Raw genomic sequence first — 22,432 nt, 5'->3', positions numbered from 1 at the left:
TTGCGGGCGAACTGGTGCGAGAAGTTGATCGCCTCGATCTCGATGCCGTTCATCGTGATGATCCGGCACCTGGTGTACGGGTCGACCGCCTCCGGGTCAATGGGCTCGACGTTCAGCTCCCGCCAGTTACGGATCTGGCCTTCCAAGGGAATGCCTTTGTGATCTAACGGATTGAACACATGTTCTCCAACCATGGGGGGTGAACGGGATTTGCCCCGGCTTCTGGGGGAGGCGCCTCTGTCGGGGCACCACAACGGCGCTGGCCCGTCACGGCCGCGAGCGCTGCGGGAGGAGAACGTGCTGAAGACATGGCGCCTCCCTGGTAAGGGGTTGAACCAACCGCCGCGTCGATCTCTCACGCTCGGTGGGCAGCCAAGTACTTACTGCTTACCTGAGGAGCTAGTCGGAGATTTCCGGGGCCAGCGCGCTGACCGGCGCGGACTCGTGGTTTCGGGCCTGCGTCTCACCGTCGGTACGGGTCGATGATTTCCTTTGGCCGGAGCGCCGGAGCGCCGGAGCGCCGGGGTGGCGAGGTCGCGCAGCGCCGGCGAGGCGAGGTAGAACCTGCCGCGAGTCTCGCCGCGCCGGTTAAGCATGTCCGCCCGGACCAGGGCGCGTAGGTCGCGTGTTGCTTGGTCGTCGGTGAGGTTTTCGTCGCGTTGATAGAGGGTGCGGCGTACTCGGCCGCCGGTGGCGGCGAGGTGTAGGGCGCTGACGACCTGCTCGGGCAGCCCGTTGCGCCGGACCCAGGTGTCGAGCAGTTCCCAGAGATGCGCGGCTTGGTCGAGGCGTTGCCGGACCAGTTGGGCCTGTTGGTGGTGGGCCCTGAGGCAGAACCGGATCCACGTGCTGGTGTCGTTGTCGGGCTGCCAAGTTGGGCCGCCGACTTCACCGAGCGCGTCGTGGTAGGCGTAGGTGTTTCGGCCGACGCCGAGCCACTCCTCGATCGAGGAGAACTCCGGGGCGAGGACACCATCGCGGGCGAGTACGAGGGTGTGTAGGCAGCGTGACATTCGGCCGTTCCCGTCCCGCCAGGGATGGATCTTCACCAGGTTCAGGTGGGCCATGGAGGCCCGGACGAGCAGCGGTGTCTCGGGTTCGCCGTCGGCCAGCCAGTCGATCAGCTCGGAGATCAGAGACGAACGTCGTCCGCGTCCGGCCCGGTGTAGACGCGTCGGCCGGTGTGCGCCTCGTCGATGTGGATGTCGCCCGGACGGCAGCGGCCCGGCCATTTGCTGAGGTCGTGGCGGAGCATCATGAAGTGCAGCGCGTTGAGCAGCATGTGCTGCCAGGTGAACTCGCGTGAGCGGGCGAGTTGTTGCACGTAGGTCAGTGCGTCCCGGTAACCGGTGATTACCTCCCAGGTCTGCGGGTTCGTCTCTACCGGTTCGTCGCCGGCGACGGCCGCGGCGGCGTCGTCCAGGGACACCTGGTAGCCCTCGATCGAATTCGACCCCTGGATGGCGTGAGCGCGCGTTGGGCTGGCCCCCGCACCACCGCCTCGACATTCAGCCGCGCCACGGCATGCTTGTCATCTGCTCGGCCAGCGACGGCCGCCACCAGGTGGGCAGCCGAGGGGACCTACCCTTGCCGGCGAATGCCCGCCAAATATGCCGCATCGAGCCCGGCCAACCCGTGCTGCTCGCCGCCATCGTCCCGCACGACCTGCTCGTCGTGCATCCCGTCAGCACCGTCGTACGCCTGCTCGCCGACCTGCACACTCACCTGGCGGGTTGGGCGGGCTCTCAGCCGGGAGCCCGCCCATTAGTGATCAGATCAGACCGAAGAGACGCTGAGGCCGACTTCGTTGAGGCCGACCGTGGCGTCGACCACGGCCTCGCCGTTGCCGCTGCGGCTCAGGACGCGCAGCGTCCAGGTGCCGGGCGCGGCGAAGAAGCGGAACACGCCCTCGGGCGACGACACCACCTCGGCGGTGAACTCGCCGGACGAGTCGAGCAGCCGCACGTATACGCCGCCGACCGGCTCACCTTCGGCGTTCGCGACGATGCCGGTCAGCATGGTCTCGCGGTTCAGGTCGACGCCGGCGGGGAGGGGTGCCGACTGGTCGGGTGCGGCGCAGCCGGCCGCGATGTTCGACGGAGACGTCATGGTGATCACGCCCTTCTCTAGTTGGCCGAGCCGGGCTCGTCGCCGAGCGCGATCGGCACGCCGATGAGCGAGCCGTACTCGGTCCAGGAGCCGTCGTAGTTCTTCACGTTCTGCTGGCCGAGCAACTCGCGCAGGACGAACCAGGTGTGCGAGGAGCGCTCGCCGATGCGGCAGTAGGCGATGGTGTCCTTGCTGCCGTCCAGTCCGGCCTCGCCGTAGATCTTGGCGAGCTCCTCGTCGGACTTGAAGGTGCCGTCCTCGTTGGCGGCCTTGCTCCACGGCACGCTGATCGCGGTCGGGATGTGGCCACCGCGCTGCGACTGTTCCTGCGGCAGGTGCGCCGGGCCCAGCAGCCGGCCGGCGAACTCGTCGGGGCTGCGCACGTCCACCAGGTTCTTTACGCCGATGGCCGCAACGACCTCGCCGCGAAACGCGCGGATCGACAGGTCGGGCGCGGACGCCTGGTAGGAGGTCTTCTCGCGGATCGGCACGTCCTTGGTGTACGGGCGGGCGTCGAGTTCCCACTTCTTGCGCCCGCCGTCGATCAGCTTGACCTGCTCGTGGCCGTAGAGCTTGAAGTACCAGTAGGCGTATGCGGCGAACCAGTTGTTGTTGCCGCCGTAGAGGATCACGGTGTCGTCGTTGGCGATGCCGCGCTCGGAGAGCAGGGCGGAGAATTGCTCCTGGTTGACGAAGTCGCGCCGGACCGGGTCCTGGAGGTCCTTCTTCCAGTCGAGCTTGATGGCGCCGGGGATGTGCCCGCCGTCGTAGGCGGTGGTGTCCTCGTCGACCTCGACAAAGGCCAGGCCCGGGGTGTTGAGGTTCTGCTCGGCCCAGTCAGCCGAGACGAGTGCGCTGTCGCGACTCATCGGTTTACTCCTTCAATGAAGCAAAATAGCGAAAACCGCTCGCTCAGCAAAACGCATGACCCGGGCTGAGGTTCACATCCACCTCATGTGACTAACATCCGTTCGAATCGCGATAGTGGTCTGAGTCTCCTCGAGCGATCGAATTAGCGACTTACCGTCTCAGGAGTCAAGCAGCCGGTTTCCGGCCGGCGCCGGAAATGATGAGCAGACCGGTGCCGGCCGCAGTGTGGTAGTCGTCGTCGACGATGACCACGCTCCGGCCGGCGCGAGCAAGCAGACTCGCGGCGACCGTGGCGCGGTAGCCGGTTCGGCAGTGCACCCACACCGTGCCCGAAGGCACGTCGGCGAACCGGTGCGGCAGGTCTTGCAACGGAACATGCACGGCCCCGTCGAGGTGACCGGCGCGCCAATCATTACCCATCCGGACGTCGAGAACTACGTCGGCGCCGGGCAGGCCGTGCGGCGGAGCACCGGCAAGGGCGGCCGCGAGGTCGGCGAACGTGGCGGTGGGAAGTTCGGCCAGCCGCGCGCTGTCCCCGCCAGCCCACGACTCCGGCTGACCGACGGCCGTGGCCGCAGCCCGCTCGACACCGATGCGTGCCAGCTCTCGCCGTGCCGCCGCGACCTGCTCGGCGCTCTCGCCGAGCAGGGTGATTGGCTCGCCCTGTGGTGCCAGCCACCCCAGCCACGTCGACATGGGCCCATCGAGGCCGAAACTCAGCGTGCCGGCCAGGTGCCGCTGGGCGAACGCCTTCCGCGAACGCAGGTCGAGCACCCATTCCCCGACGGCGATCCGCCGCGCCACGTCAGCCGGGTCAGCGGGTACGACAGGGGACAGGTCGATCGGCTCGGCGCCGGCGGCGTTGCGGGCCCCCACGTGCGCGTAGTACGCCGGATAGGTGTCGAGATCGGCCAACGCCTGTCGAACGAAATCATCGGTCCTCAGGCAGAGGGCCGGGTTCACGGCACGTTCCCGGCCGATGGTCGACTCAGTGGCGTCGGTCTGGGCGACCGAGCAGAAGCTACCGAAGCCGTGCGTCGGCCACACCTGGGCACCGTCGGGCAGCAGGTCGGCCAGGCGCCGGATCGAGGCGTGCTGGCGCTCGGCGAGGGCGCGAGCGTGCTCGGCGCCGAGCAGGTCAGTACGGCCCGTAGTGCCGAACAGCAGTGACCCGCCGGTGAACACGCCGACCGGCCCCTCGTTGCCCTCCAAGACATAAGACAGGTGGTGGAGGGTATGCCCAGGTGTAGCCACCACACGCAGCCGCATCCGCGCCGATACGGCGATCTTGTCGCCATCGATCACGGGCTGCCGGGTGAAGCTGACATGATCGTGACCGGCCACCAGGTAGGTCGCGCCGGACAGTCGGGCCAGCGCGAGTCCACCGGAGAGGTAGTCGTTGTGCAGGTGCGTTTCGGCGACGTGAGTAATGCGTACGTCCAGCCGTCCCGCAAGGGCCAGGACACGGTCGATGTCGCGTTGCGGGTCAACCACGAGTGCCACCTGCCCGTCATGCGCCAGGTAGCTACGATCGCCCAGCGACGAGGTCGACAGGACTTCCACACTCAAGTTATCCACGCATGGCCAGACGCCGCCCCGACGGTGGCGTTCACCGACCTGGCTGAGACCTTCAACTCTTGGCGCGCGTCAGCGGCGACTGCCTCTCGCGCAGAACCCGAAGCCCAAATGGGAACGTAGTTCTGGGTAGGCACCGTACTAGGCCCTGCTGTGGCCCGGGCTGTGCCCTGGGCCTGCGGAAATGTGGTCACCGGCACCCTGTGACCCGGGCAGCTGACTTGAACCTGGGCGGTGCGGTCTCGTCTCAGGAGACGTCATACTCCCGAGGCGTCGCGAACGGCAGGTGCACCGTGAAGGTCTGGATTCCCCACAAGCGCGGCTTGAGTCATCTGAGCCAGGTCCCGGAACATGTTGAGGTGGAGGTCGCCGATGATCCGCGGTCGCTGCCCTCGGACCCGGCCGGTGTCGACTTCTTCGTTCCCTCGTTCGCCGACCAGGCGTCTCTGCGAGACGTCGTTCCGCTCATGCGGCAGCTGCGGGTGCTGCAGCTACCCAGTGCGGGATCCGACGGCTGGCTCGAAGTGACACCCGCCGGCGCGACGATCTGTGACGCCCGAGGGGTGCACGACTCCTCAACCTCGGAGTGGGTTCTGGCCGCCGTACTCGCTCACCTGAGGTTGTTCCCGGAGTTCCAGGCTTCGCAGCGCGCTGCGGTGTGGAATCCGAGGTGGAGCCGTGAGCTGCGCGGTAAACGCGTGCTGCTGATCGGCGCCGGATCGATCGGCTCGGCGGTGGCCCGGCGGCTCGAGCCGTTCGACGTCGAGCTGACCCGGGTGGCCCGTACGGCCCGGCCCGGTGAAGGGGTGCACGGTGTTGAGGACCTGTCGCTGCTGCTGCCGGCCGCGGAGGTCGTCATCCTGCTGGTGCCACTGACAGCCGAGACCCGCGGCATGGTCGATCGTGCCTTCTTGGCGGCTATGGACGACGGGGCGCTGCTGGTCAACGCCGCACGTGGGCCGGTGGTGGACACCGCGGCCCTGCTGCCGGAGCTGGCGTCGGGCCGGCTACGCGCGGCGCTGGACGTGACCGACCCCGAGCCGCTGCAGCCTGGTGACCCGCTGTGGCACACGAGCGGCGTTCTGATCACCCCGCATGTGGCTGCCTTCACTGATGGCATGCTGGATCGCGTCTACACCCTGGTCGCCGAGCAGCTCGGCCGGTACCTGGTTGGCCAACCGCTGCGCAACCGCGTCGTCCGGTGAACCGGACTGCCCGGCTTGCGCTCATGACCCGCGTTGCCGTGGGTGAGCGCAAGCGGGGACAGTGCCGAAGTCAGCGCCGCTACCTCGAGGATTGCGGCGGTGAAGGCGGCCGGGGCGGGGTTCGGTGGCCGGGTGAGCTTCGAGGTCGCGACGGCCCAGGACTTCCCGGCCGACGGCTATGACTTGGTCACCTTCCTCGGCTGTCTGCACGACCTCGGCGACCCGGAGGGCGTCCTGCGTCACGTCGAGCAGAGCCTGGTCGAGGACGACATCGTCATGATCGTCGAATTGGACACGTCGGCAAGTGTTCTGGACAACATCAACCCGATGGGCCGGTCGTTCGCGTCCGGGTCGGTCGCGCTCTGTCTGCCCGCGGCGTTGGCCCAGAGGAGTCCATGCGCTGGGCAACCATGCCAGGCCGTAGGCCATGCGCGCCATCTCGTACCAGGGCGGGGCCTGCACACCTGGCGGGTCTCCGTCGAAACGCCCACCAACCGGATCTACGAAGTTAAGCGCTGACGTCCTCCTACCGCCGGAGCCGGGCGGCGTGCCCCCGATCGCTGCCCGGCTCCGGCCTCGGCCATTGGTCCACGCCGGTCAGGGCGGGGACAGCAGTTCGGCATGGTTGGCGCGGATGAGGCGCAGTCCGCTCCGCTGGAACAGGTGCCTGCGGGCAAAGCCGGGCAGGTTCCGTGCCCGGTCCCGGCGATGGTCCTTGTGCAGGACTAAGCCCACTCTGGTGGCACGCCGGTCGCGGTAGCGGCTGAACTTTTCGGGGACGTTTGTCCGCGTGCTAACAGCGGCCAGCATGCCGGCGAGGACCAGAGCATCCTCGAGTGCCATCGCGCTGCGCCATGCTGGTGAGCGGGCGTGCGCCGCGTGCCCGATCAGCGACACGGTCCTTAACCCAGTCGTCGCCGCGAGTCTCGTACAGCGGGGCGAAGTGTGCATCCGGCGCCTGCCGCACAAGGTCCGTGCCGATGGTGCGCAGTCGTCGAAGAGACGCCGCCAGTCGCCGTCGGGCGGTTGCGGCGCGGCGCTGTTGACCGCGGCGTCGTAGACTCCCGCGGTGCCGTTGTCGAAACCACGGTGCTGTCGGGAAGTGCCTCCTGCACGCCGATGCCGAACCGCAGTGCCGAGGTGCCGAGGTGCCGACGGCACGGTGCAGGATCGTCTGGAGGTCGGTGCGGCGGATCACCAGGTACTCGCCGATGTCGCCCCGGATGGTGGCCACTTCGAGCCCGGTGAGCAACTGGGCGCGATGATCATGGTCGTCCTATCGCAGAACCGGCTTAGCCAACTGATTCACCTCTTCGGGCAGTTCCAGCGCCCGCAGAGCGCGCACCGCGAGCCCGGTGCCATCGATACGTGGTGACGGGTCACGCTCGACGATGTCGGCGTCGATCCCGCTCGTCGTGAGGGCGTGTTTGAGTGCGAGGCCGGCGATACCGGCGCCGGCGATCAGCATGCGCGGTGGTGTCATCGCATACTCCCCGGTTCCGTTGGTGGTCGTCTGGCCGGAGCGGCGTCGAAGCTGGCGGGTCCCCACGCCCATTCGATGATCGACCGAAAGGCCGCATGTACCGATGCGTCGTCGGACAGGTCCACCTCGAACTCGCGCGCACGTCGCGCTTCGTCCAGGTACAGGTGGCCCGACGGGTATGCGGCGTCGCCGAGAGCAATCAGCGCCTGCCACAGATTAGTCCTCCAACGTTTCACTGCGTCGCTCCTCGATCGGCCGGAAGGAACAGCCGATCTGCTCCCACTGGAAGCTACGCGCGGGGAATGTCGAAGTTCATCCGCACGGAGGACCCGATGCGTGACAACGGGCAGCCGTTGGATCGCTGGCCTTGCATTCGGCGTTGGCACACCGCGAACCACCGATGCCGTAGAGCGCCGCCTGCCCGATGGACACCTGCCGGGCCAGGCCGGCCAGCGGCACCGGGCCGAGCGCACCGATCGCGAGCAGCACCATCAGCACGGCGGTCGACATCGTGTGGAACGGCACCCGGGTGAAGGCGGCCGGCACAAGCAGCAGCATCGCGACGAAGACGAGGAAGCCGGCGAACGGGCGCAGGCGGGGGATCGCACTCGCTCCCGCGCAGCCGCGACCAGCAGGCCGCCCGGGCGCACCAGCAGACGGCGACGAGCAGCCCGTACACGATGGCGTCGCGGTAGCCGCTGCTCACCAGCCCGGTCTCCAGGGCTTCGACCACCCCCACCAGCAGACCGCCGGCGATCGCGCCCAGCGGCGAGGTCAACCCGCCCAGCACGGCCGCGGTGAAGCCTTTGAGCCCAGCGGAACCCCGGCCGTCGCGTCCGGCGGTTGGATGGGCGCCAGCACGATGCCGCCGATGCCCGCGAGTACCGCCGCGATCACCAGGGCGACCAGCCCGGTCCGCAGCGGTGCGATACCCATCAGGCGGGCAGTCTCGCGATCGGCGGCGACCGCGCGCATGGCCCCCTGCGATCGGGAAAGCAGTACCCATACAGTCGCGGCGGCCAAGGCGGCGGCGCCACAGCGGGAGGTCGTGGGCATGCAGCGCCAGGCGATACCGGTACGGTTGACGTAGAGGATCGCGTTGGGAATTTCCCGCAGATCATGCTCGGCGACACGGCCACCGACGCCGGCCTCGGTACGGGCTTGGCGCCAACCGGTCTGCCGGGCCTCGATCAGGGCCCAGCGCGGCTGATCGCAAGTGGTGCGGTGCCGTGGGATGGCGAGGTGGGGATCCGGGAGGGGTCCCCGGGCACCCACCAGTTTTTGTCGATCCAGCGCTCGTCAGCCTGGAATGCCTACGAGGCCGACTGCTGTACACGCGCGGCCAGGGCCGGGTCGAACAGTGACGAGATCGGTGCCAGCATGTTCGCCACCCGGAGGAAGGCCGCGCCTACTCTCGGGTCGGTCGCGGCAGCGGTACGGAGCGTATCCAGATAATGGCCCGCCTGCTCGTCCTCCGGGTTGCGCACGCCCTCGACCCCGGGGAAACGCAGATCGCTCCCGGTGGCCAGGGCCCATGGTTCGGCCAACACCTGGGCGGCTTCGGCGAAGTAGCGCTGGGCCAGCCGGTCGTGGCCGTTTTGTAGCAATGATTCGAGCAACTCGGCCTCGAGCACGGCCACCGTGATGCCTTGCCCGTAGAGCGGGTTGAAGTTGCACATCGCATCGCCGACGACCAGGTATCCGTCGAGGTAGCGGTCCAGCTTCTCGAAGTGTTTGATCGAGCTCGCCGGATTTCGCATCTTCGCGGCGTCGTCGATCGGCACCGCTGTACGAAGCACCTCAGCGATCTCGGGGGCGGCCAGCGTCGCCGCGAACGCGAGCATCCCGTCGTCGTCGGTGGGCGGCTCGTCACCGAGGATGCCGGCGAGGAACACGGCGATCTGGCCGTTCTCCTGCCGTACGGCTGCGCCACTTCGGGGGTTTGCCGGAAAGGCGCCCGAAACCACAGCTTGTCGTCCGCCCGGTTGTCCCGGCTCCTGCCTGAAGTGACGGGTCACGTAGACCACGTTCGTTCGGACGACGGTCTCGTCCGGGGTGGGGTAGCCCAGCTCTTTCAGCCAGGTCATGACACGCGAGCCCCGGCCGGCCGCGTCCACCACAAGATCCGCCTCCAGATCGTGCTCGGCGTGGTCCTCGTTCACCGGCCGCACCCGTACGCCGCTGACCCGTTCGTCCGCGGTGAGCAGACCGACCACCTCGGTCGAGTCGACGATGGCGACGTTGTCGAGGGAGCTCGTGCGTTCCCGGATCAGGCTCTCGATCAGCGGCCGGGTGGCAAGGTAGTTCGGAGTGTCCGCGGTCGCCCGGGCGAGCTTGTGCCCGTCGAGATAGTAGTTGTAGTCGGCCAGTGCGTCGGCGCGTGGAACGCCGGCCGCCATCAGTTCGGCGAGGAAGCCGGGGAACAGGCTCTCCAGTCCGGCGGCGCCGCGGGCGGTGAGCCCATGCACGTGCCGGCCTTGCGGAACCCCACGCCGGGCGACCGGCTCAGCCGGGAGCGCGTCCCGGTCGAAGACAGTCACCTGCTCGAACGAGGCGCTTAACGTGCATGCCGCGAGAAGCCCCGCCACACTACCGCCGATGACGACCGCGTGGCGGCCGGGCCCAGACCCAGATTCGTTCACCATAAAACCTTGTCTTCCGCTAGTATCGCGCTGCATATCGGACGGTGACGGCCCCGGGTCTTCGTCGCGGGTCCGCCGGAAACACCCCTCAGTTTCGAGAACGTCTCCGCGGCACCGTGGTTCAGAAGGAGCTGCGAAGATGCGCGGGATCACTTCTCGGAGGGGAAGCGGGAGCTGGCACCGAGCGGATGTTTGGCCGCGCTCAGCGCAGGACGCTCTACCAAGCCAAGGCCGACGACATAGCGGTCGACTCGGGCACGCTCGAGGTGGGCGACGATGCCGAGCACGGCGGTCTGCAACGGTCAGAACGAATGCGCCCGGAAGGACTGGCCCTTGCCGGCGGTGAAGGTCCGCAACGTGCCAAAGTTCCATTGTAGACCTGCGCAGTCAGGCCCGGGGAAGGCGCTGACCTGGGTGGCGGTGCGCTCCACCGTGAGCGAAGCTGCGGTCGGCGGCATGGCCAGGCGGGCGCCGTCGGGCTCGGCAACGTACATCGGCACGGAGACGATGGTGTCCTCGAAGATGCTTTGCCCCGTCTCCGGCACGACGGCGGCGGGCTCGTCGCGGCGTGCTGACGCCGCGACGATGGAGTACTCGGTGGATGGAGGTTGTGCCCGGTGGCCTTATCGCGGTCTTCTCGACCGCTCATCGTTACTTGTGAATGTCGTTGTGGTGTGTGCCACTCGATGCGGTGAGACCGAGTAAGCGGCATTTGACTTACTCGCTAATGCAGGGTGGAATATGTTGCATGCCAATCCCTCGACGCGTGGGTGTCATTTCGCGGTCCCTGCTGCGGGAAAACGCCTACCAGCGGATCCGTGACGCGATCGTCGACGGCACGCTGGCGCCGGGGGAGCGTCTCAACGACGTCGAGCTGGCGGAATGGCTGGGAGTGAGCCGCACACCGGTGCGCGAGGCTCTGACCCGGCTCGAGGAATCCGGCCTGGTCCAGACCAAACCCGGCCGCTACACCATGGTGAGTCCGCTGGACGCCAGCGCTGCGCGGGCGGCCCAGACGGTCACCGCCGCCATGCACGAGCTCGCCGTGCGGGAGGCCGTGCCCCGGCTGTCGGCCGACGAGATCGAGGCCATGCGAGCGGCCAACGGTCGTTTCGCCGCTGCCCTACAGGCTGACGACGTCGATGCGGCCATCGCCGCGGACGATGAGTTTCACGGCGTAGCGGTTCTGGCCTCGGCCAATCCGGCGCTGCGCACGGTGTTGGAGCAGTTCACGCCGGTGCTGCGGCGGCTCGAACGGCTGCGTTTCTCCTCCCTGAACGGCCGGCTCTCGGTGGCCATGCATGACCGCATCGTCGCACTGTGCCAGGCCGGTGATGTGGAGGGTGCCGCGGCGGCCGCCCGGGACAACTGGATGAGCCTGGACGAGGTGTTCGTGGTGGGCTCGGCCGCCGACCCGCCCGCGTGACCGTGAGCGATCACTGTGCCCCCGGGTTTCCCGGACGGTGTGCTGACAAGGCGTCGCGAAGTCCGGCCCGTGACGACACGCCGAGCTTTGGAAAAATTCGGTATAGGTGGGCGCCCACCGTGCGGTGCGAGAGGTAGAGGCGTTCAGCGATCTGTTTGTTGGTGAGGCCGCCGGCGGCCAGCTGGGCGATCTCGAATTCCTGGGCGGTCAGGTCGGCCGGCTGTTGCTCGGCGATGACCGGGCGATATCCGGTGGCCCGCAGTTCCACAACGGTCCGAGCCAGCCACGGTCCGGCGCCCATGGCGGCGAAGCCGGCGTGAGCCGCGAGCAGGTGGACCCGGGCGCGGGTGAAGTCCTTGCGCCGCCGCACCTTCTCGGCGAACGCCAGCCTGATCCGCGAAGCCTCGAAGAGCCAGCGTTTGGAGAGCTCGTCCTCCAGCGTCTCCTCGAGTTGCGCGTCGGCCTCGTCGGTGTCCAGCACCAGGGCGTCGACGCCGTGCTGGATCAGCCTCATGCGGGGGGACAACTCGGCGACGCCCACGGATCGCATGGCGTCGCCGTGGGCCCGGGCTTCCGCCGTACGCCCGGTGCGCAGGGCCGCCTCGACCAGATCGAACATCACCCAGGTGCTGATCGGCACGTACGGCGCGAGGGCACCCGCGGGGCTCACCGCGGCGGCGTGGAAGTAGGCGGTCTCGAAGTCGCCTTCCGCCGCGGCGGCAAGGGCCCGGGGGTGGTGGGCGATGGCCACCGCGCCGGCGACACCGCGGGGCAGCGCCCAGTGGGTGATCTCGTCGGCCAGCTTGAGCGCCTCCTCGGGGCGACCTCGTCCAGCTGCGACGATTGCCCGGTTGTAGAGGAAGTACCAGGTCAGGAAGGGAAGTCCGCTGGTGGTGCACAGCTTCTGCGCCTCGAGTGCCAGTTCCTCGGCCTCCTCCCACCGGCCGGTGAGGTAGTCGTCCAGGCAGACGTGCATCAGCGCGGACAGTTGCCGGCGCGGCGCACCCCCCTCCCGCCCCTGGCGGATCAGCCGCCACGAGTACTCCCGGTTGTCGCCGAGCCGGTCGAGGTAGACCGAAGCGGTGCCGATCCGCATGACCCGCGTCAGGTCCTCCTCCTCGGCCAGGGAGGAGATCAGCGCGTCCAGGTCGGACCGGGCGGCCGGGCCGGTGCGTACGGGATCGGCAAAGGTCCGGTTCAGCACCGAGAGGATGCCGGGCGGCTCCGGGACGAGCCGGTCCATGGCTCGGTGGAACACCGCCCAGTGCTCGGCCGTGCCGGCGTACCAGGACAGCAGGGCCAGCGTGTGCATGGCCTCGTCGAGGGCCGGATCGTCAGCCCGCCAGCCGTGGTCACCCGTCTCGATCGCCCCGGCGAGCAGCCGGTGCGCGGTGTGCACGCTCCCGTCACCGTTGATCATCAACAACGCGGCCGCGTTGGCCGCGTGCAGCGAGACGGCCGTGCCGGAGCTCGTCGCCTCCGCATCGGCCAGCAACGTGGTCGCGTCGCCGGCACCCCCGGCCTCCGCGCCGATGTACGCAGCCTCGGCCAGCCGTCGCGCCCGGCCGTCCGATGTGGCGCTCAGGTCGGCCGCCCGGACCAGCGCGGCGATGGCGCCCAGGGCGTCCCCCCGTTGCAGGACGCGGCGAGCGGCGTCATCCAGGTGCCCCGCCACCACCTCGTCCGGGCCGGCTGTGCCCGCCGCCAGGTGCCACGCCCGGCGTTCCGGATCCGCCGGCAGACCGGCCGCGGCGGCGAGATGGGCAGCGCGGCGTTCCTCGTGGGTGGACATCGCGACGATAGCCGACTGGATCAGCGGGTGGCGGAAGGTGAGGTGGCCGGAGCTGTCGTTCACCCGTACCAGCTCGGCCCGCTCGGCCGGCGCCAGGTCGGCGAGGTCGGCCATGCCGCGCAGGACCCGCACGTCGCCGCTGCCCTCAAACGTGGCCAGCAGCAACAGCCGGCGCGTCGCGTCGGGCAGGCCGGCGATCCGCAGGGCGAACACCGTCTGCAGCTGTTCGCTCAGGGGCACGACGTCGGACCGCTCGCGGTTCTCGGCGGCGAGGCCTGTCAGGGTGGCCGGCAACTCCACGAGGGCGAGGGGATTGCCCTGGGCGAGGTCGAGCAGGCGCTGCCGAGCCGGTGCCGGCAGGGTGGGGAAACGCGCGCCCAGCAGTTGGGCGCCGGCGTCCCGGGTGAGCGGCTCGACCGTGACCTCGGTCAGGCCGCGGCGGTCGAGGAAGCTCTCCGTGCCGGTGCGGGAGGCGGCCACGACACCCACCGGCGAGCCGTGCACCCGCCGCGCGATGAAGCCCAGCACCACAGCGCTCGGCCGGTCGACCCATTGCACGTCGTCGACCACCAGGAGCACGGGTGCCTGCCTGGCCACGGTGGTGAGCAGCGCGAGGGCGGCGTTGCCGACCAGCAGGGGGCCGGGTGTGGCCCCGGGGCCGAAGCCGAGCGCGACGGTGAGCGCGTCACGCAGGGCTGGTGGCAGGCGCTGGACCTCGGCGTGCAACGGCAGCAGCAACTGGTTCAGCAGCGAATAGCTGACGTCGGCCTCGAATTCGGAGCCGGACGCCTGAAGGACCCGCAGGCCGTCGCGTTCGGCGAGGTCCACCGCGGCGGTCAGCAGCGCCGATTTGCCGATGCCCGGCTCGCCGCGGACCATCCGCACATCGCCGCCGTCACGCACCGACTGCAGGAACCGGCTGATCCGGGCGAGCTCGACCTCACGACCGACAAGATGTTCCATGACAACCGCCTCGATCAGCTCGGGTCGGGGGGACTGGCCGGCTCATGACGACCGGGCGTGGCGCTCACCGAGCCGGTTCCAGGTGGGGCGAGGCATTGCGAACGATGATGCGGCTGATGTTCAGCCGGTGCGCCGGGCCGCTGTCACGCCGTCCTGCTGGGACGTCGCTCATGAGGTGGTGGGAGTGGTCATGCCAGGGCGTCTGCCGAGCGGCAGAGGCTGACCCGGCGCGGATCATGCAATATATTGCACACCGCGCGCAACGATTGTCAAGGCAACCAGTGGGCGGTATGGCCTGCCTCACGAACAGAGGGTTCCGGCCGGGGTTACGCAGTACGGGCAGTACCCCTGGAGATCGGAGCACATGGTCATGGCCGACGGGTGTCCCGGTGGAACGTCCCTTCCGGGACGGCATGGTCGCGCTGCAGCACTTCAGCCTGGCTGAGTCGTTCTTCGAGGCGGTCGGCCGGACCCGGTTCGGCCTGGAGCCCGGCACGCCGATCGTCTGATGGCCGCGCATCCCGGCATCCTCCATCGGGCATTGTAGTATGCAATATATCGCTGTGTGGAGGAGTTCCACCGGCAGACGAGAGTGGAGCGGTCACATGACAGCTGAGTTGTATTCGATGCAGCCGGCCGGACAATCCCTGCAGCAGGCCGCGGCCCTGCTGCGATCGGCCGGTCCCGCGGTCCGGGTCGAACTTCCGGGCGGTATCCCCGCCTGGTCGGTGACGAGGCACGACGTGCTGCGACGCCTGACGGCCGACGACCGGGTGTCACGTGACGCCGAACAGCACTGGCCCGGTCTGGCTGACGTGCCTCCGGACTGGCCGCTCGCTCCGTTCCTCATCGCGCCGACCGTCCTCAACGCGTACGGGTCTGAGCACCGGCGGCTCCGCGGCATCATGGAGGCCGCCTTCACGGCGGACCGCGTGCAGACGTTGAGCGCCAACCTGAAGCAGCGGCTGCCGGCCCTGCTCACCGCTCTCGGCTCTCCCGGCTCGGCTGAGGTCATCGACGTCCGGGCGGACTACGCCCAGGTGATCGCGACCGAGACACTGTGCGACCTGTTCGGCGTACCGGTCGAAGGATGGCCGGATGCGACTCAGGCGATGCTGGATCTCCTCACCCCCGCCGGCGATGCGGACATGGCCGCCCGTCAGCTCAAGAGCACGATGAATCTCCTGGCCGCGCTGCTCGCGAGCAAACAGCGTTCTCCCGGCGCCGACCTGGCGACGACGCTGGTCCAAGCCACGGCCATGACCGACGAGGAACGGGTGCTGGCGCTGGCCGTCACCATCGCCGGAGGCGTGCCGGCCACCACCGATCTCATCACGAACGCGGTCCTCGACCTGCTCGGCCACCGCGATCAGCTGTCCGCCGTGACCGGGGGAACCGTTTCCTGGTCGGCCGTCGTCGAGGAGACCCTGCGCTTCGACGCGCCGGTGCAGCACATGCCGTTGCGGTACGCCGTCGAGGACATCGACCTCGGCGAGGGCGTCGTGATCCGCCGGGGCGATCCGATCCTGATGGGCTTCGGGGCCGGCGGCCGCGACCCCCAGCGGCACGGAGAGACCGCGGACACGTTCGACGTCCACCGGACGGACAAGGCGCACCTGGCGTTCGGCCACGGCGTGCACTACTGCATCGGCGCGCCCCTGGGCCGGCTGCAGGCGGAGGCGGCACTGCCGGCGCTGTTCGGCCGTTTCCCGGGTCTCGAGCCGGCCGGGCCCGCCGAGAGCCTGCAGCCGCTGCCGACCTTCATCTTCAACGGCCGGACAGCGCTGCCCGTGCGCCTGTGACGGCTGAACTTACCCACGTGAAGCACGTATCTGCAGGTGTAACCGTCTGTGCAGACGGTGTGAGCAAATGAGGTGATCCCCATGTCCGATACCGATGACGCCGGCGCCCTGCGCAAGACCGCTGCCGGGCTGCTGCCGGACCTCGTGCGGCTGCGGCGGGACCTGCACGCCCATCCCGAGACCGGCCTTCAGCTTCCGCGTACGCAGGCGGCGGTCCTCGAGGCACTCAGCGGCCTGGATCTGGAGGTGTCCCGCGGGCAGGCGCTGACGTCGGTGACCGCGGTGCTGCGGGGCGGCCGGCCGGGCCCGGCGGTGCTGTTGCGGGCCGACATGGACGCGTTGCTCCTCACCGAGGCGACCGGTCTGGACTACGCGAGCCGTACGCCCGGGGTGATGCACGCCTGCGGCCACGATCTACACACCGCGGCGCTCGTGGGGGCCGCCCGCACGCTGGCCGAGCACCGCGACGTGCTGGCCGGCGATGTCGTCTTCATGTTCCAGCCCGGCGAGGAGGGCTGGGACGGCGCGGCCCGAATGATCGAGGAGGGCGTGCTCGAGGCCGCCGGCCAGCGGGTGCAGGCGGCGTACGGGCTGCACGTGCGGTCCTACGAGACCCCGCGCGGGGTTTTCCGCAGCCGCCCGGGGACCATCATGGGCGCCACCGATTCGCTGACGGTGCGGGTGACAGGCCGCGGCGGCCATGCCTCACGGCCGCACGTGGCCAACGACCCGGTCCCGGTCGCGGCGCAGATCATCACGGCCCTCCAGACGATGATCACCCGCACGTTCGACCCGTTCGACCCGATCGTGGTCACGGTGACGTCGGTCCAGGCGGGCCACGTCGCGAACATCATCCCGGAGCACGTCGAGCTGGCCGGCACCATCCGCACCTTCTCGGAGACCAACCGTGCGCGGATCAGGACCGAGATCGCCCGCCTGAGCGAAGGCATCGCGCAGGCCCACGCGATGACCGCCGAGGCCGTCTTCGCCGATGGCTACCCGGTGACGGTGAACGACCCGGACGAGTACGAGTTCGCCGCTGCCGTCGTCCAGGACGCGCTCGGCCCGGACCGATTCGACCCGTTGTCGGCGCCGGTGGCCGCCGCGGAGGATTTCTCCCGGGTGCTCAACGAGGTGCCGGGCTGCTTCCTGTTCCTGGGCGCGACCGCGTCCGACGACCCGGCGACCGCGCCGAGCAACCACAGCCCGCATGCGGTCTTCGACGACTCGGTGCTGGCCGACGCCTCGTTCCTGCTGGCCGAGCTCGCCCGGCGTGCCCTCGACCGGCTCGCGGCGTCCTGACGACGGACCGGGCGGTTCCCTCTTCCGCCGATGACGATGAGGGGTCGTGGCCAAGCGACTGAAAACTGATCCGCGGGGCGGCCATGACCGCGGTGCTCGCGCTGCCGGCGAGCACGACCGCGGATCGATCCGCAGGGCCAGCCGGGTCGGTGGGTGACGAGCCGGCCGTCACGACGTCGTCGGCGGCGCCACCGGCCGGCACCGTACTCGTGTGCCGCGACGACGACATGGCGGTCACCGTGACGTACCCGTCCCGCCAGGGTGTCGTGGCGTGGTGAGCTCCACGCTGATCGGCGTGACCGTTTCTAGTGCCGGCCCTCGTAGAGGTCTAAGTACCGGGCGTACAGGAGGTCCTCCGCCGGGCCCAGGCGTGCCGGGTCGACCGCCTGGTGGCCGATCTTCATGCTGCCCGGGATCTCGTACCACAGGACCGGGACCCGGTTGGTCTTGGCGATGCCGGCCGGTATCTGCACGGCCCGTTCCTGGTCGATGAAGGTGTCGCCGGCTGACGTGACCACGGCCACGCTCTTCAGCCCGGGCAGCTTCGTGCCGGTGTCCAGGATGGCCGACAGGCGCAGGAACTGCGCGAGCACCGCGTACGAGTAGCCGACGGGATGAGTCCGGTCCGGCAGGATGCGGTAGCCGTACAGGACTGTCATCGGGCGTACCAGCGGCGCCGGCGCCTGCTTAGCGGCCGGCCGGTAGAACGGCGCGATGACCAGCATCCGGTGCACCTGCCGGGCGCGTCGCCGTCAGCCACGTCGCCAGGACGGCTCCCGCGGAGGTCCCCACCACTCCGGCCTCGGTGCCGAGGGCCGCCGTGATGTCCATCGCCGATCCGGCGTACGCGGTCAGCTCCCGGGCGGTAAGGGACCGGTGGGCCTCCGGGTCGGTGCGGCCGTGCCGGGGCGCCAGCGGCACGTAGACGTTGTAGCCCGCCTCGTAGTACAGCGCGGCCAGCTCGGCGAACTGGCCGGGGCAGCCCAGGTAACCGTGCAGCATGAGGACCGCCTTGGTGCTCGGCTCGGGATGCACGCGAGCCACGGACCGGCACTCGGCCCGGATCTGCGGGTCGGCCTTCTCCGTCCCAGCCTGGGCCGCGATGCGGGTGGTCGCCGTGGCGAACGACATCGACTGGGATGGCGGGCGCAGGGCGTCGTCGTCGAGGGGCCACAGATACATGCCCGCTACGGCGGTCGCGGCGAGCAGGAACACCGTGACGCCCAGGGTGAGGAGCCGACGAGCGAAAGGAGTGCGAGGTCGATGGATCACGTCGGCTCCGGTGAGACGGTGGGGGCCCTGCCGGACGACAGGTCCTCCCGGGAAGACGCTCGTCACGGGCGACTGTTCACCGGGGGTGGTGAACTCGGCCGGGCGCGCCACCGCATGAGGGCTTTTTCCCCCTCCTGGGCCGGCGCGACGCAGGACGAGGTCCTCGAGATCGTCCGTCGGGACGAGTAGCTGGCGGAACACCTGGATGTGGTGGTGATCGCCGCCCAGCGGGCGGTGTCCGGCGACGACCATCCGCTGCTGGTCGTCGTCGCCGTCGCTCCGGACGACGAGATGTACGACGAGATCACGGCATCCGGCCGGGGGTTCCGCTGTGTCCCGAGCCAGACGTATGCGGTCAGCGTCAACGTCGGTATCGGGAACATGGACTTCGGGGAGTTCGCCGAAGCCGCGGCCGCCTCGCCGGGCGGGGTCTTCCGGGGCAGGCCGGAATGTGCTCCTTGCGGAGACTACTGAGCCCCTACTTCCGCGACCGGGCCGACGGCCCGCCGGAGCTGGTGGCCTTGGTCAGCACCGGGCCGCCCTGTCCGCACTCCGGTCCCGACTTCAGCGCACGCACCGACACCCTGCACGACTGGATCACCGACACGATGGCCGAGCCGCCGGGCGGAGACAGGTCCGGGACCAACGCCTTGCTCCTGACCTGTGTGCCGGTACTCACCGTGCTCCTGATCCTCGCGATCCGCCGGCGACGCCACCGGATGCATAGTCGGTGATGTGTCACCCATCACTAACAGGTGATGCGTCACCAAAACGCCTCTACGGTTGGCGAGGGCACGAGCCCCGGCTTGATGCAGTGACGTCGCCGAGCCGAATCTTCGAGAGGAACATCCGCCATGTCCGATCCCGTCAAGCTCGCCCTGATCTACTACTCGTCGACCGGAACCGGCACGGCCATCGCCGAGGAGATGCGGAAGGCGGCCGAGGCGGCCGGCGCCGAGGTTCGCGTGCGGAAGGCCGCTGAGCTGGCGCCGCAGGCCGTCATCGACAGGAACGAGCTCTGGGCCAGCCACCACGCGTCCACCGCGGAGATCCCGGCTCCGACGCTCGACGACGTCGCGTGGGCGGACGCCGTGATCCTCGGCTCGCCGACCCGGTTCGGCAACATCGCCGCCCAGCTCAAGCAGTTCATCGATACCCTGTCGCCGCTGTGGATGACCGGCGGTCTGGCCGACAAGGTCTACAGCGGCTACACCTCGACCGGCACCCGGCGCGGCGGGCACGAATCCACCCTGCTCGCCCTCTACAACAGCATCTACCACTTCGGTGGCATCCTGGTGCCGCCGGGCTACACCGACCCAGTCAAGTTCGTCGACGGCAACCCGTACGGCACCTCGCACCACGCGGTGCCCGACGAGAGCCTCGGCACGATCGACGACGACACGCGTAATGCCGCTCGTTTCCAGGCCGAGCGGGTCGTGCGGGTCGCGGCGGCCCTGAAGCAAGGCTTCGCCGCCTGAGCAGCAGTTCCAGGCCGACGGTCCCGGCGATCAGTGCTGATCGCCGGGACCCGTCCTGGTGGTTTCGGAGCCGTGGTGGGGATCAACGGATGCAGAATTCGAACAACTCGCGCCGGCGTCCGTCCTTGATGGTGTGAGAATCCTGCCCGGCCCGGACGAGCGGAAGGCTTTCGGGGCTGGGCCGGCGCGGCGGTCAACGAGGTGCTGGCTGCCGGCAATGGCCGTAGGGGCCCGGAAGTGGTGTTCCTCGCCGACCCTGCGGCCCTGGCCGATCCCGAGCACAAACTGCTCGCTGTCACGATCGCGGTGGACGGCGATTCGGCGGCCCGGGCCGGGACCGGAGCGTGCGTTCCGCATCGTGCCGGCGTGGGTCACGGTGCTCGACGACAGCCTGGCGATCGGCGCTCTCGGCTTCGAGGAGTTCGCCGAGGCGGCCGCGCAGGACTCCGAGGGTGCGTTCCGCGGCTTCACCGTTTGAGCTGATTTGTGGACCGGCGGAATGAACGACGTGATAGCAGCCGCGTCGGACAGTCGGACGGTGCCTTTCTTCTTCGGCCGCCGTCCGACCATTCACTGGTCCGACAGGACCATCACCATAGGAGCGGTTTATGAAAATGCCCTTCCCGTCACGCCGGCGCCTGATGGCACCAGTGGTAGCGGCCGGTGTCCTGGCACCGCTGCTCGTTGTCCCGGCGGCCGGGGCCTCCTCGGTGCCGCGTGGGGGCAACTGCGCCCCGCGGGCCGACGCGGTCTCGTACAGCGACAGCCTGGACAAGTCGACGACCGCCGACGGCGTCGCCATCGGCGGACTGTCCGCCGTCACGTACGACAAGGTCAGCCGGTCGTACGTGACGGTGGTCGACCGCAGCGGCACCCAGCCGGCCCGCCTGGTGTTCCTCAGTGACGGCCGTACGCCGCAGGCGACGAGGACGACAGCGCTGAAGCGCCCGGACGGCACCGCCTTCGACGGCACGAACTTCGACGGCGAAGGACTTGCCGTGCTCCCGAACGGCAATTTCCTGGTCAGCTCCGAGGCCGAACCGTCGATCCGCATCTTCGGTCGCGACGGCGTGCAGCGGGGCGAGCTCCCGGTGCCGGACCGGTTCCGGGTCGCACCGACCGGCGAGGCACCGGGGAACGCAACCCTGGAGGGTCTCACGATCTCGCCGGACGGGAAGTACGTCTATGCGGCGATGGAGGGCTCCCTCGCCGGCGATGCGCCGACCAACGGTGAGGTGGCCCGGCACCGCGTGCTGGTCTACCGGGGCGACGGGCGTGGCGGCTACCGTCTCGTCCGCCAGTTCGGCTACCAGGCCGACCGGGGCAACCGGATCGCCGAAGTGGCTGCCTACGGTGACGGGCGGCTGGTGTTCCTCGAGGCGGCCTTCACCTCGGGGGTCGGCAACACCGTCCGGGTGTACGCGGTCACCGGCGCTGACCGCGCACCGGACGTCAGCGCGGTGCCGAACCTCTCGACCGTCACCAACCGCAGGGTCGTCGAGAAGCAGCCCATCGCCGATCTCGCGAACTGCCCGACCCTGGGCGCGACGAGTCCCCAGCCGCAGCTGAACCCGCTGCTGGACAACTTCGAGGGTCTCGCCGTCGAGCCGGCCCGCGGTGCCCGGCACCGTCTGGTGCTGATCAGCGACGACAACTTCAGCGCCAACCAGAAGACCCGGATCCTGAACGTCGACGCGCGCCTGCCGTGACCTCGTGACCGGCCGACGGGCCCGGGCGGCAGCTCGCCCGGGGCCCGTCGGCCGGTCCGGGCAGGTCCAAGGATGGAAAGGCACTGTCGATGGTCACCTCGCCCGCCGTGGGCATTCGGTGCAGCCGTCCCTGATCGACGCCCCTTCGTACAACTACATGACGGCGACCATGCAACAGGATCTCCTGCGGCTGGTCCGCGCGCGGCGGTGCCGGGCCGCTACATCACCCATGACGACATCGGCGACCTTCTCGCAGCCGCGGAGGCGGCGCCACTGCTGCCCCGTCCGGCGCTCGCGTGCTGCTCGGCAATGCCCTCACGATCATGCCGGGCCCGGCGCTGCTCGGGCTGGGCGTGGTCGGCACCCTGACCGTCGGGCAGATCTCCGCCGTCGCCGCCGTCCCGCTCGACCTGGCCGCGACGGACTCCGAGGTGATCAACACGGGCCAGCAGGTGGGCGGCGCGGTGGGCGTCACCGTGGCCACGACCGTGTCCACCGGCCACGTCACGGCCCGGCCCGGTGACGGCGTGGCCGTCACCGGGGCGCGGGCGGCGGGTTCCAGTAGGCATGCTGGTGGCCGCGGCGTTCGCCGTCGGTTGCGCGATCGCCGCGGCCGTGACCCCTCATGTCCACGTGAGCCCGGCGATTGCCGATGCCCCCTTGGCGCCGAGCAGTCTCTGACCGGCTCGCCTCGGCTCTACGCTTCGGCGGACGAGCCTGCTCCGCCCGTCTCCTGGTCCTGGATGCTCTCCAGTACCGCCTCCGACAGGGCGGCCAGGGTGTCTATCTGACGTGGGCTGAGCG

At 69.4% G+C, this 22,432-nt stretch carries 25 protein-coding genes and 4 pseudogenes; 12 read left to right on the top strand and 17 right to left on the bottom strand.

Annotation, left to right across the window (positions count from 1 at the left end):
• Positions 1 to 380: 380 nt before the first annotated feature.
• The 6 genes from AC5L30_RS32465 to AC5L30_RS32440 form a co-directional block, all read right to left on the bottom strand.
• Positions 381 to 1,013, bottom strand: coding sequence for a Fic family protein (locus tag AC5L30_RS32465; RefSeq protein WP_494872052.1), 633 nt, complete (start codon positions 1,011 to 1,013; stop codon positions 381 to 383).
• Positions 1,014 to 1,132: 119 nt separating this feature from the next.
• Positions 1,133 to 1,429, bottom strand: a complete 297-nt coding sequence (locus AC5L30_RS32460) for a hypothetical protein (RefSeq protein ID WP_494872048.1) — start codon at positions 1,427 to 1,429, stop codon at positions 1,133 to 1,135.
• 152 nt (positions 1,430 to 1,581) lie between these two features.
• Complete coding sequence (locus tag AC5L30_RS32455) at positions 1,582 to 1,725, bottom strand: hypothetical protein (RefSeq protein ID WP_494872047.1); 144 nt, start codon at positions 1,723 to 1,725, stop codon at positions 1,582 to 1,584.
• A 51-nt stretch (positions 1,726 to 1,776) separates the two neighbouring features.
• On the bottom strand, positions 1,777 to 2,109 hold the full coding sequence (locus tag AC5L30_RS32450) for a DUF1416 domain-containing protein (protein ID WP_494872046.1): 333 nt from the start codon (positions 2,107 to 2,109) through the stop codon (positions 1,777 to 1,779).
• A gap of 17 nt (positions 2,110 to 2,126) precedes the next feature.
• Positions 2,127 to 2,978: a sulfurtransferase gene (locus tag AC5L30_RS32445; RefSeq protein WP_494872045.1), complete on the bottom strand. Its 852-nt coding sequence runs from the start codon at positions 2,976 to 2,978 to the stop codon at positions 2,127 to 2,129.
• Between the two features lie 166 nt (positions 2,979 to 3,144).
• Positions 3,145 to 4,548: an MBL fold metallo-hydrolase gene (locus AC5L30_RS32440; protein ID WP_494872043.1), complete on the bottom strand. Its 1,404-nt coding sequence runs from the start codon at positions 4,546 to 4,548 to the stop codon at positions 3,145 to 3,147.
• 299 nt (positions 4,549 to 4,847) lie between these two features.
• Here AC5L30_RS32440 and AC5L30_RS32435 point away from each other — a divergent pair, with 299 nt between their 5' ends.
• Entirely contained in the window at positions 4,848 to 5,759 is a 912-nt protein-coding gene (locus AC5L30_RS32435) for a 2-hydroxyacid dehydrogenase (RefSeq protein WP_494872042.1), read from the top strand.
• 99 nt (positions 5,760 to 5,858) lie between these two features.
• Complete coding sequence (locus AC5L30_RS32430; RefSeq protein WP_494872040.1) at positions 5,859 to 6,278, top strand: class I SAM-dependent methyltransferase; 420 nt, start codon at positions 5,859 to 5,861, stop codon at positions 6,276 to 6,278.
• Positions 6,279 to 6,356: 78 nt separating this feature from the next.
• Here the strand turns inward: AC5L30_RS32430 and AC5L30_RS32425 are convergent, their stop codons facing one another.
• From AC5L30_RS32425 to AC5L30_RS32390, 8 genes and pseudogenes are all read right to left on the bottom strand, one after another.
• On the bottom strand, positions 6,357 to 6,656 hold the full coding sequence (locus AC5L30_RS32425; protein ID WP_494872038.1) for a hypothetical protein: 300 nt from the start codon (positions 6,654 to 6,656) through the stop codon (positions 6,357 to 6,359).
• 379 nt (positions 6,657 to 7,035) lie between these two features.
• Positions 7,036 to 7,242, bottom strand: coding sequence for a hypothetical protein (locus tag AC5L30_RS32420; protein WP_494872037.1), 207 nt, complete (start codon positions 7,240 to 7,242; stop codon positions 7,036 to 7,038).
• Between the two features lie 312 nt (positions 7,243 to 7,554).
• Positions 7,555 to 7,800, bottom strand: coding sequence for a hypothetical protein (locus tag AC5L30_RS32415; protein WP_494872035.1), 246 nt, complete (start codon positions 7,798 to 7,800; stop codon positions 7,555 to 7,557).
• 157 nt (positions 7,801 to 7,957) lie between these two features.
• Positions 7,958 to 8,032: pseudogene (locus AC5L30_RS32410) on the bottom strand (hypothetical protein); the annotation flags it as partial.
• A pseudogene (locus AC5L30_RS32405) lies at positions 8,017 to 8,214 on the bottom strand (ABC transporter permease subunit); the annotation flags it as partial. The pseudogenes AC5L30_RS32405 and AC5L30_RS32410, both read right to left, overlap by 16 nt.
• A 58-nt stretch (positions 8,215 to 8,272) precedes the next feature.
• Positions 8,273 to 8,478: pseudogene (locus tag AC5L30_RS32400) on the bottom strand (transposase); the annotation flags it as partial.
• 77 nt (positions 8,479 to 8,555) lie between these two features.
• Complete coding sequence (locus AC5L30_RS32395) at positions 8,556 to 9,920, bottom strand: FAD-dependent oxidoreductase (protein ID WP_494872033.1); 1,365 nt, start codon at positions 9,918 to 9,920, stop codon at positions 8,556 to 8,558.
• Positions 9,921 to 10,186: 266 nt separating this feature from the next.
• Positions 10,187 to 10,429, bottom strand: coding sequence for a hypothetical protein (locus AC5L30_RS32390; RefSeq protein WP_494872031.1), 243 nt, complete (start codon positions 10,427 to 10,429; stop codon positions 10,187 to 10,189).
• A gap of 221 nt (positions 10,430 to 10,650) precedes the next feature.
• Between AC5L30_RS32390 and AC5L30_RS32385 the strand changes: the two genes are divergently transcribed.
• Positions 10,651 to 11,310 carry a GntR family transcriptional regulator gene (locus tag AC5L30_RS32385; protein ID WP_494872029.1) on the top strand — a complete coding sequence of 220 codons (660 nt, stop codon included), beginning with the start codon at positions 10,651 to 10,653 and terminating at the stop codon, positions 11,308 to 11,310.
• 10 nt (positions 11,311 to 11,320) lie between these two features.
• On the opposite strand, the gene AC5L30_RS32380 is transcribed toward AC5L30_RS32385, so the two are convergent.
• Positions 11,321 to 14,065, bottom strand: coding sequence for an AAA family ATPase (locus AC5L30_RS32380; protein ID WP_494872027.1), 2,745 nt, complete (start codon positions 14,063 to 14,065; stop codon positions 11,321 to 11,323).
• A 605-nt stretch (positions 14,066 to 14,670) separates the two neighbouring features.
• Between AC5L30_RS32380 and AC5L30_RS32375 the strand changes: the two genes are divergently transcribed.
• The 3 genes from AC5L30_RS32375 to AC5L30_RS32365 all read left to right on the top strand — a co-directional run bounded on the left by AC5L30_RS32375 (position 14,671) and on the right by AC5L30_RS32365 (position 17,447).
• Positions 14,671 to 15,867 carry a cytochrome P450 gene (locus AC5L30_RS32375; RefSeq protein ID WP_494872026.1) on the top strand — a complete coding sequence of 399 codons (1,197 nt, stop codon included), beginning with the start codon at positions 14,671 to 14,673 and terminating at the stop codon, positions 15,865 to 15,867.
• A gap of 81 nt (positions 15,868 to 15,948) precedes the next feature.
• Positions 15,949 to 17,169, top strand: coding sequence for a M20 metallopeptidase family protein (locus AC5L30_RS32370; protein ID WP_494872024.1), 1,221 nt, complete (start codon positions 15,949 to 15,951; stop codon positions 17,167 to 17,169).
• Between the two features lie 83 nt (positions 17,170 to 17,252).
• The gene (locus AC5L30_RS32365; RefSeq protein WP_494872022.1) at positions 17,253 to 17,447 is read left to right on the top strand and encodes a hypothetical protein; all 195 of its coding nucleotides are present in this window, start codon (positions 17,253 to 17,255) and stop codon (positions 17,445 to 17,447) included.
• 27 nt (positions 17,448 to 17,474) lie between these two features.
• Here the strand turns inward: AC5L30_RS32365 and AC5L30_RS32360 are convergent, their stop codons facing one another.
• Both AC5L30_RS32360 and AC5L30_RS32355 read right to left on the bottom strand, forming a co-directional pair.
• Positions 17,475 to 17,894 (bottom strand): hypothetical protein, encoded by a 420-nt coding sequence (locus AC5L30_RS32360; protein WP_494872020.1) that lies wholly within the window; start codon positions 17,892 to 17,894, stop codon positions 17,475 to 17,477.
• Complete coding sequence (locus AC5L30_RS32355) at positions 17,857 to 18,441, bottom strand: alpha/beta hydrolase (RefSeq protein ID WP_494872018.1); 585 nt, start codon at positions 18,439 to 18,441, stop codon at positions 17,857 to 17,859. The genes AC5L30_RS32360 and AC5L30_RS32355 overlap by 38 nt, the downstream gene beginning before the upstream one ends.
• A 207-nt stretch (positions 18,442 to 18,648) precedes the next feature.
• On the opposite strand from AC5L30_RS32355, the gene AC5L30_RS32350 reads away from it, so the two are divergent.
• The 6 genes and pseudogenes from AC5L30_RS32350 (at position 18,649) to AC5L30_RS32325 (ending at position 21,628) form a co-directional block, all read left to right on the top strand.
• A complete protein-coding gene (locus tag AC5L30_RS32350) occupies positions 18,649 to 18,915 on the top strand; it encodes a DUF6924 domain-containing protein (protein WP_494872017.1) in 267 nt (88 codons plus the stop codon).
• Positions 18,900 to 19,175 (top strand): hypothetical protein, encoded by a 276-nt coding sequence (locus tag AC5L30_RS32345; RefSeq protein ID WP_494872015.1) that lies wholly within the window; start codon positions 18,900 to 18,902, stop codon positions 19,173 to 19,175. The genes AC5L30_RS32350 and AC5L30_RS32345 overlap by 16 nt, the downstream gene beginning before the upstream one ends.
• A gap of 120 nt (positions 19,176 to 19,295) precedes the next feature.
• Complete coding sequence (locus AC5L30_RS32340) at positions 19,296 to 19,919, top strand: flavodoxin family protein (protein WP_494872013.1); 624 nt, start codon at positions 19,296 to 19,298, stop codon at positions 19,917 to 19,919.
• A 186-nt stretch (positions 19,920 to 20,105) separates the two neighbouring features.
• Positions 20,106 to 20,219: pseudogene (locus tag AC5L30_RS32335) on the top strand (hypothetical protein); the annotation flags it as partial.
• Entirely contained in the window at positions 20,176 to 20,397 is a 222-nt protein-coding gene (locus AC5L30_RS32330) for a DUF6924 domain-containing protein (RefSeq protein ID WP_494872050.1), read from the top strand. The pseudogene AC5L30_RS32335 and the gene AC5L30_RS32330, both read left to right, overlap by 44 nt.
• 163 nt (positions 20,398 to 20,560) lie before the next feature.
• Positions 20,561 to 21,628, top strand: a complete 1,068-nt coding sequence (locus AC5L30_RS32325) for an esterase-like activity of phytase family protein (RefSeq protein ID WP_494872011.1) — start codon at positions 20,561 to 20,563, stop codon at positions 21,626 to 21,628.
• The last annotated feature ends 804 nt before the right edge of the window (positions 21,629 to 22,432 follow it).

Source organism: Micromonospora sp. BQ32, from assembly GCF_059358895.1.
This window is presented reverse-complemented; position numbering and strand designations above follow the sequence as displayed.

What these genes read in the sequence shown, in the direction of transcription:
- AC5L30_RS32465 (WP_494872052.1), bottom strand. Translation starts at nt 1,013, where the DNA reads ATGTCACGCTGCCTACACACCCTCGTACTCGCCCGCGATGGTGTCCTC.
- AC5L30_RS32450 (WP_494872046.1), bottom strand. Translation starts at nt 2,109, where the DNA reads ATGACGTCTCCGTCGAACATCGCGGCCGGCTGCGCCGCACCCGACCAG.
- AC5L30_RS32445 (WP_494872045.1), bottom strand. Translation starts at nt 2,978, where the DNA reads ATGAGTCGCGACAGCGCACTCGTCTCGGCTGACTGGGCCGAGCAGAAC.
- AC5L30_RS32420 (WP_494872037.1), bottom strand. Translation starts at nt 7,242, where the DNA reads ATGACACCACCGCGCATGCTGATCGCCGGCGCCGGTATCGCCGGCCTC.
- AC5L30_RS32415 (WP_494872035.1), bottom strand. Translation starts at nt 7,800, where the DNA reads ATGCTGCTGCTTGTGCCGGCCGCCTTCACCCGGGTGCCGTTCCACACG.
- AC5L30_RS32395 (WP_494872033.1), bottom strand. Translation starts at nt 9,920, where the DNA reads ATGCAGCGCGATACTAGCGGAAGACAAGGTTTTATGGTGAACGAATCT.
- AC5L30_RS32380 (WP_494872027.1), bottom strand. Translation starts at nt 14,065, where the DNA reads ATGGAACATCTTGTCGGTCGTGAGGTCGAGCTCGCCCGGATCAGCCGG.
- AC5L30_RS32375 (WP_494872026.1), top strand. Translation starts at nt 14,671, where the DNA reads ATGACAGCTGAGTTGTATTCGATGCAGCCGGCCGGACAATCCCTGCAG.
- AC5L30_RS32370 (WP_494872024.1), top strand. Translation starts at nt 15,949, where the DNA reads ATGTCCGATACCGATGACGCCGGCGCCCTGCGCAAGACCGCTGCCGGG.
- AC5L30_RS32365 (WP_494872022.1), top strand. Translation starts at nt 17,253, where the DNA reads ATGACCGCGGTGCTCGCGCTGCCGGCGAGCACGACCGCGGATCGATCC.
- AC5L30_RS32360 (WP_494872020.1), bottom strand. Translation starts at nt 17,894, where the DNA reads ATGCTGGTCATCGCGCCGTTCTACCGGCCGGCCGCTAAGCAGGCGCCG.
- AC5L30_RS32340 (WP_494872013.1), top strand. Translation starts at nt 19,296, where the DNA reads ATGTCCGATCCCGTCAAGCTCGCCCTGATCTACTACTCGTCGACCGGA.
- AC5L30_RS32325 (WP_494872011.1), top strand. Translation starts at nt 20,561, where the DNA reads ATGGCACCAGTGGTAGCGGCCGGTGTCCTGGCACCGCTGCTCGTTGTC.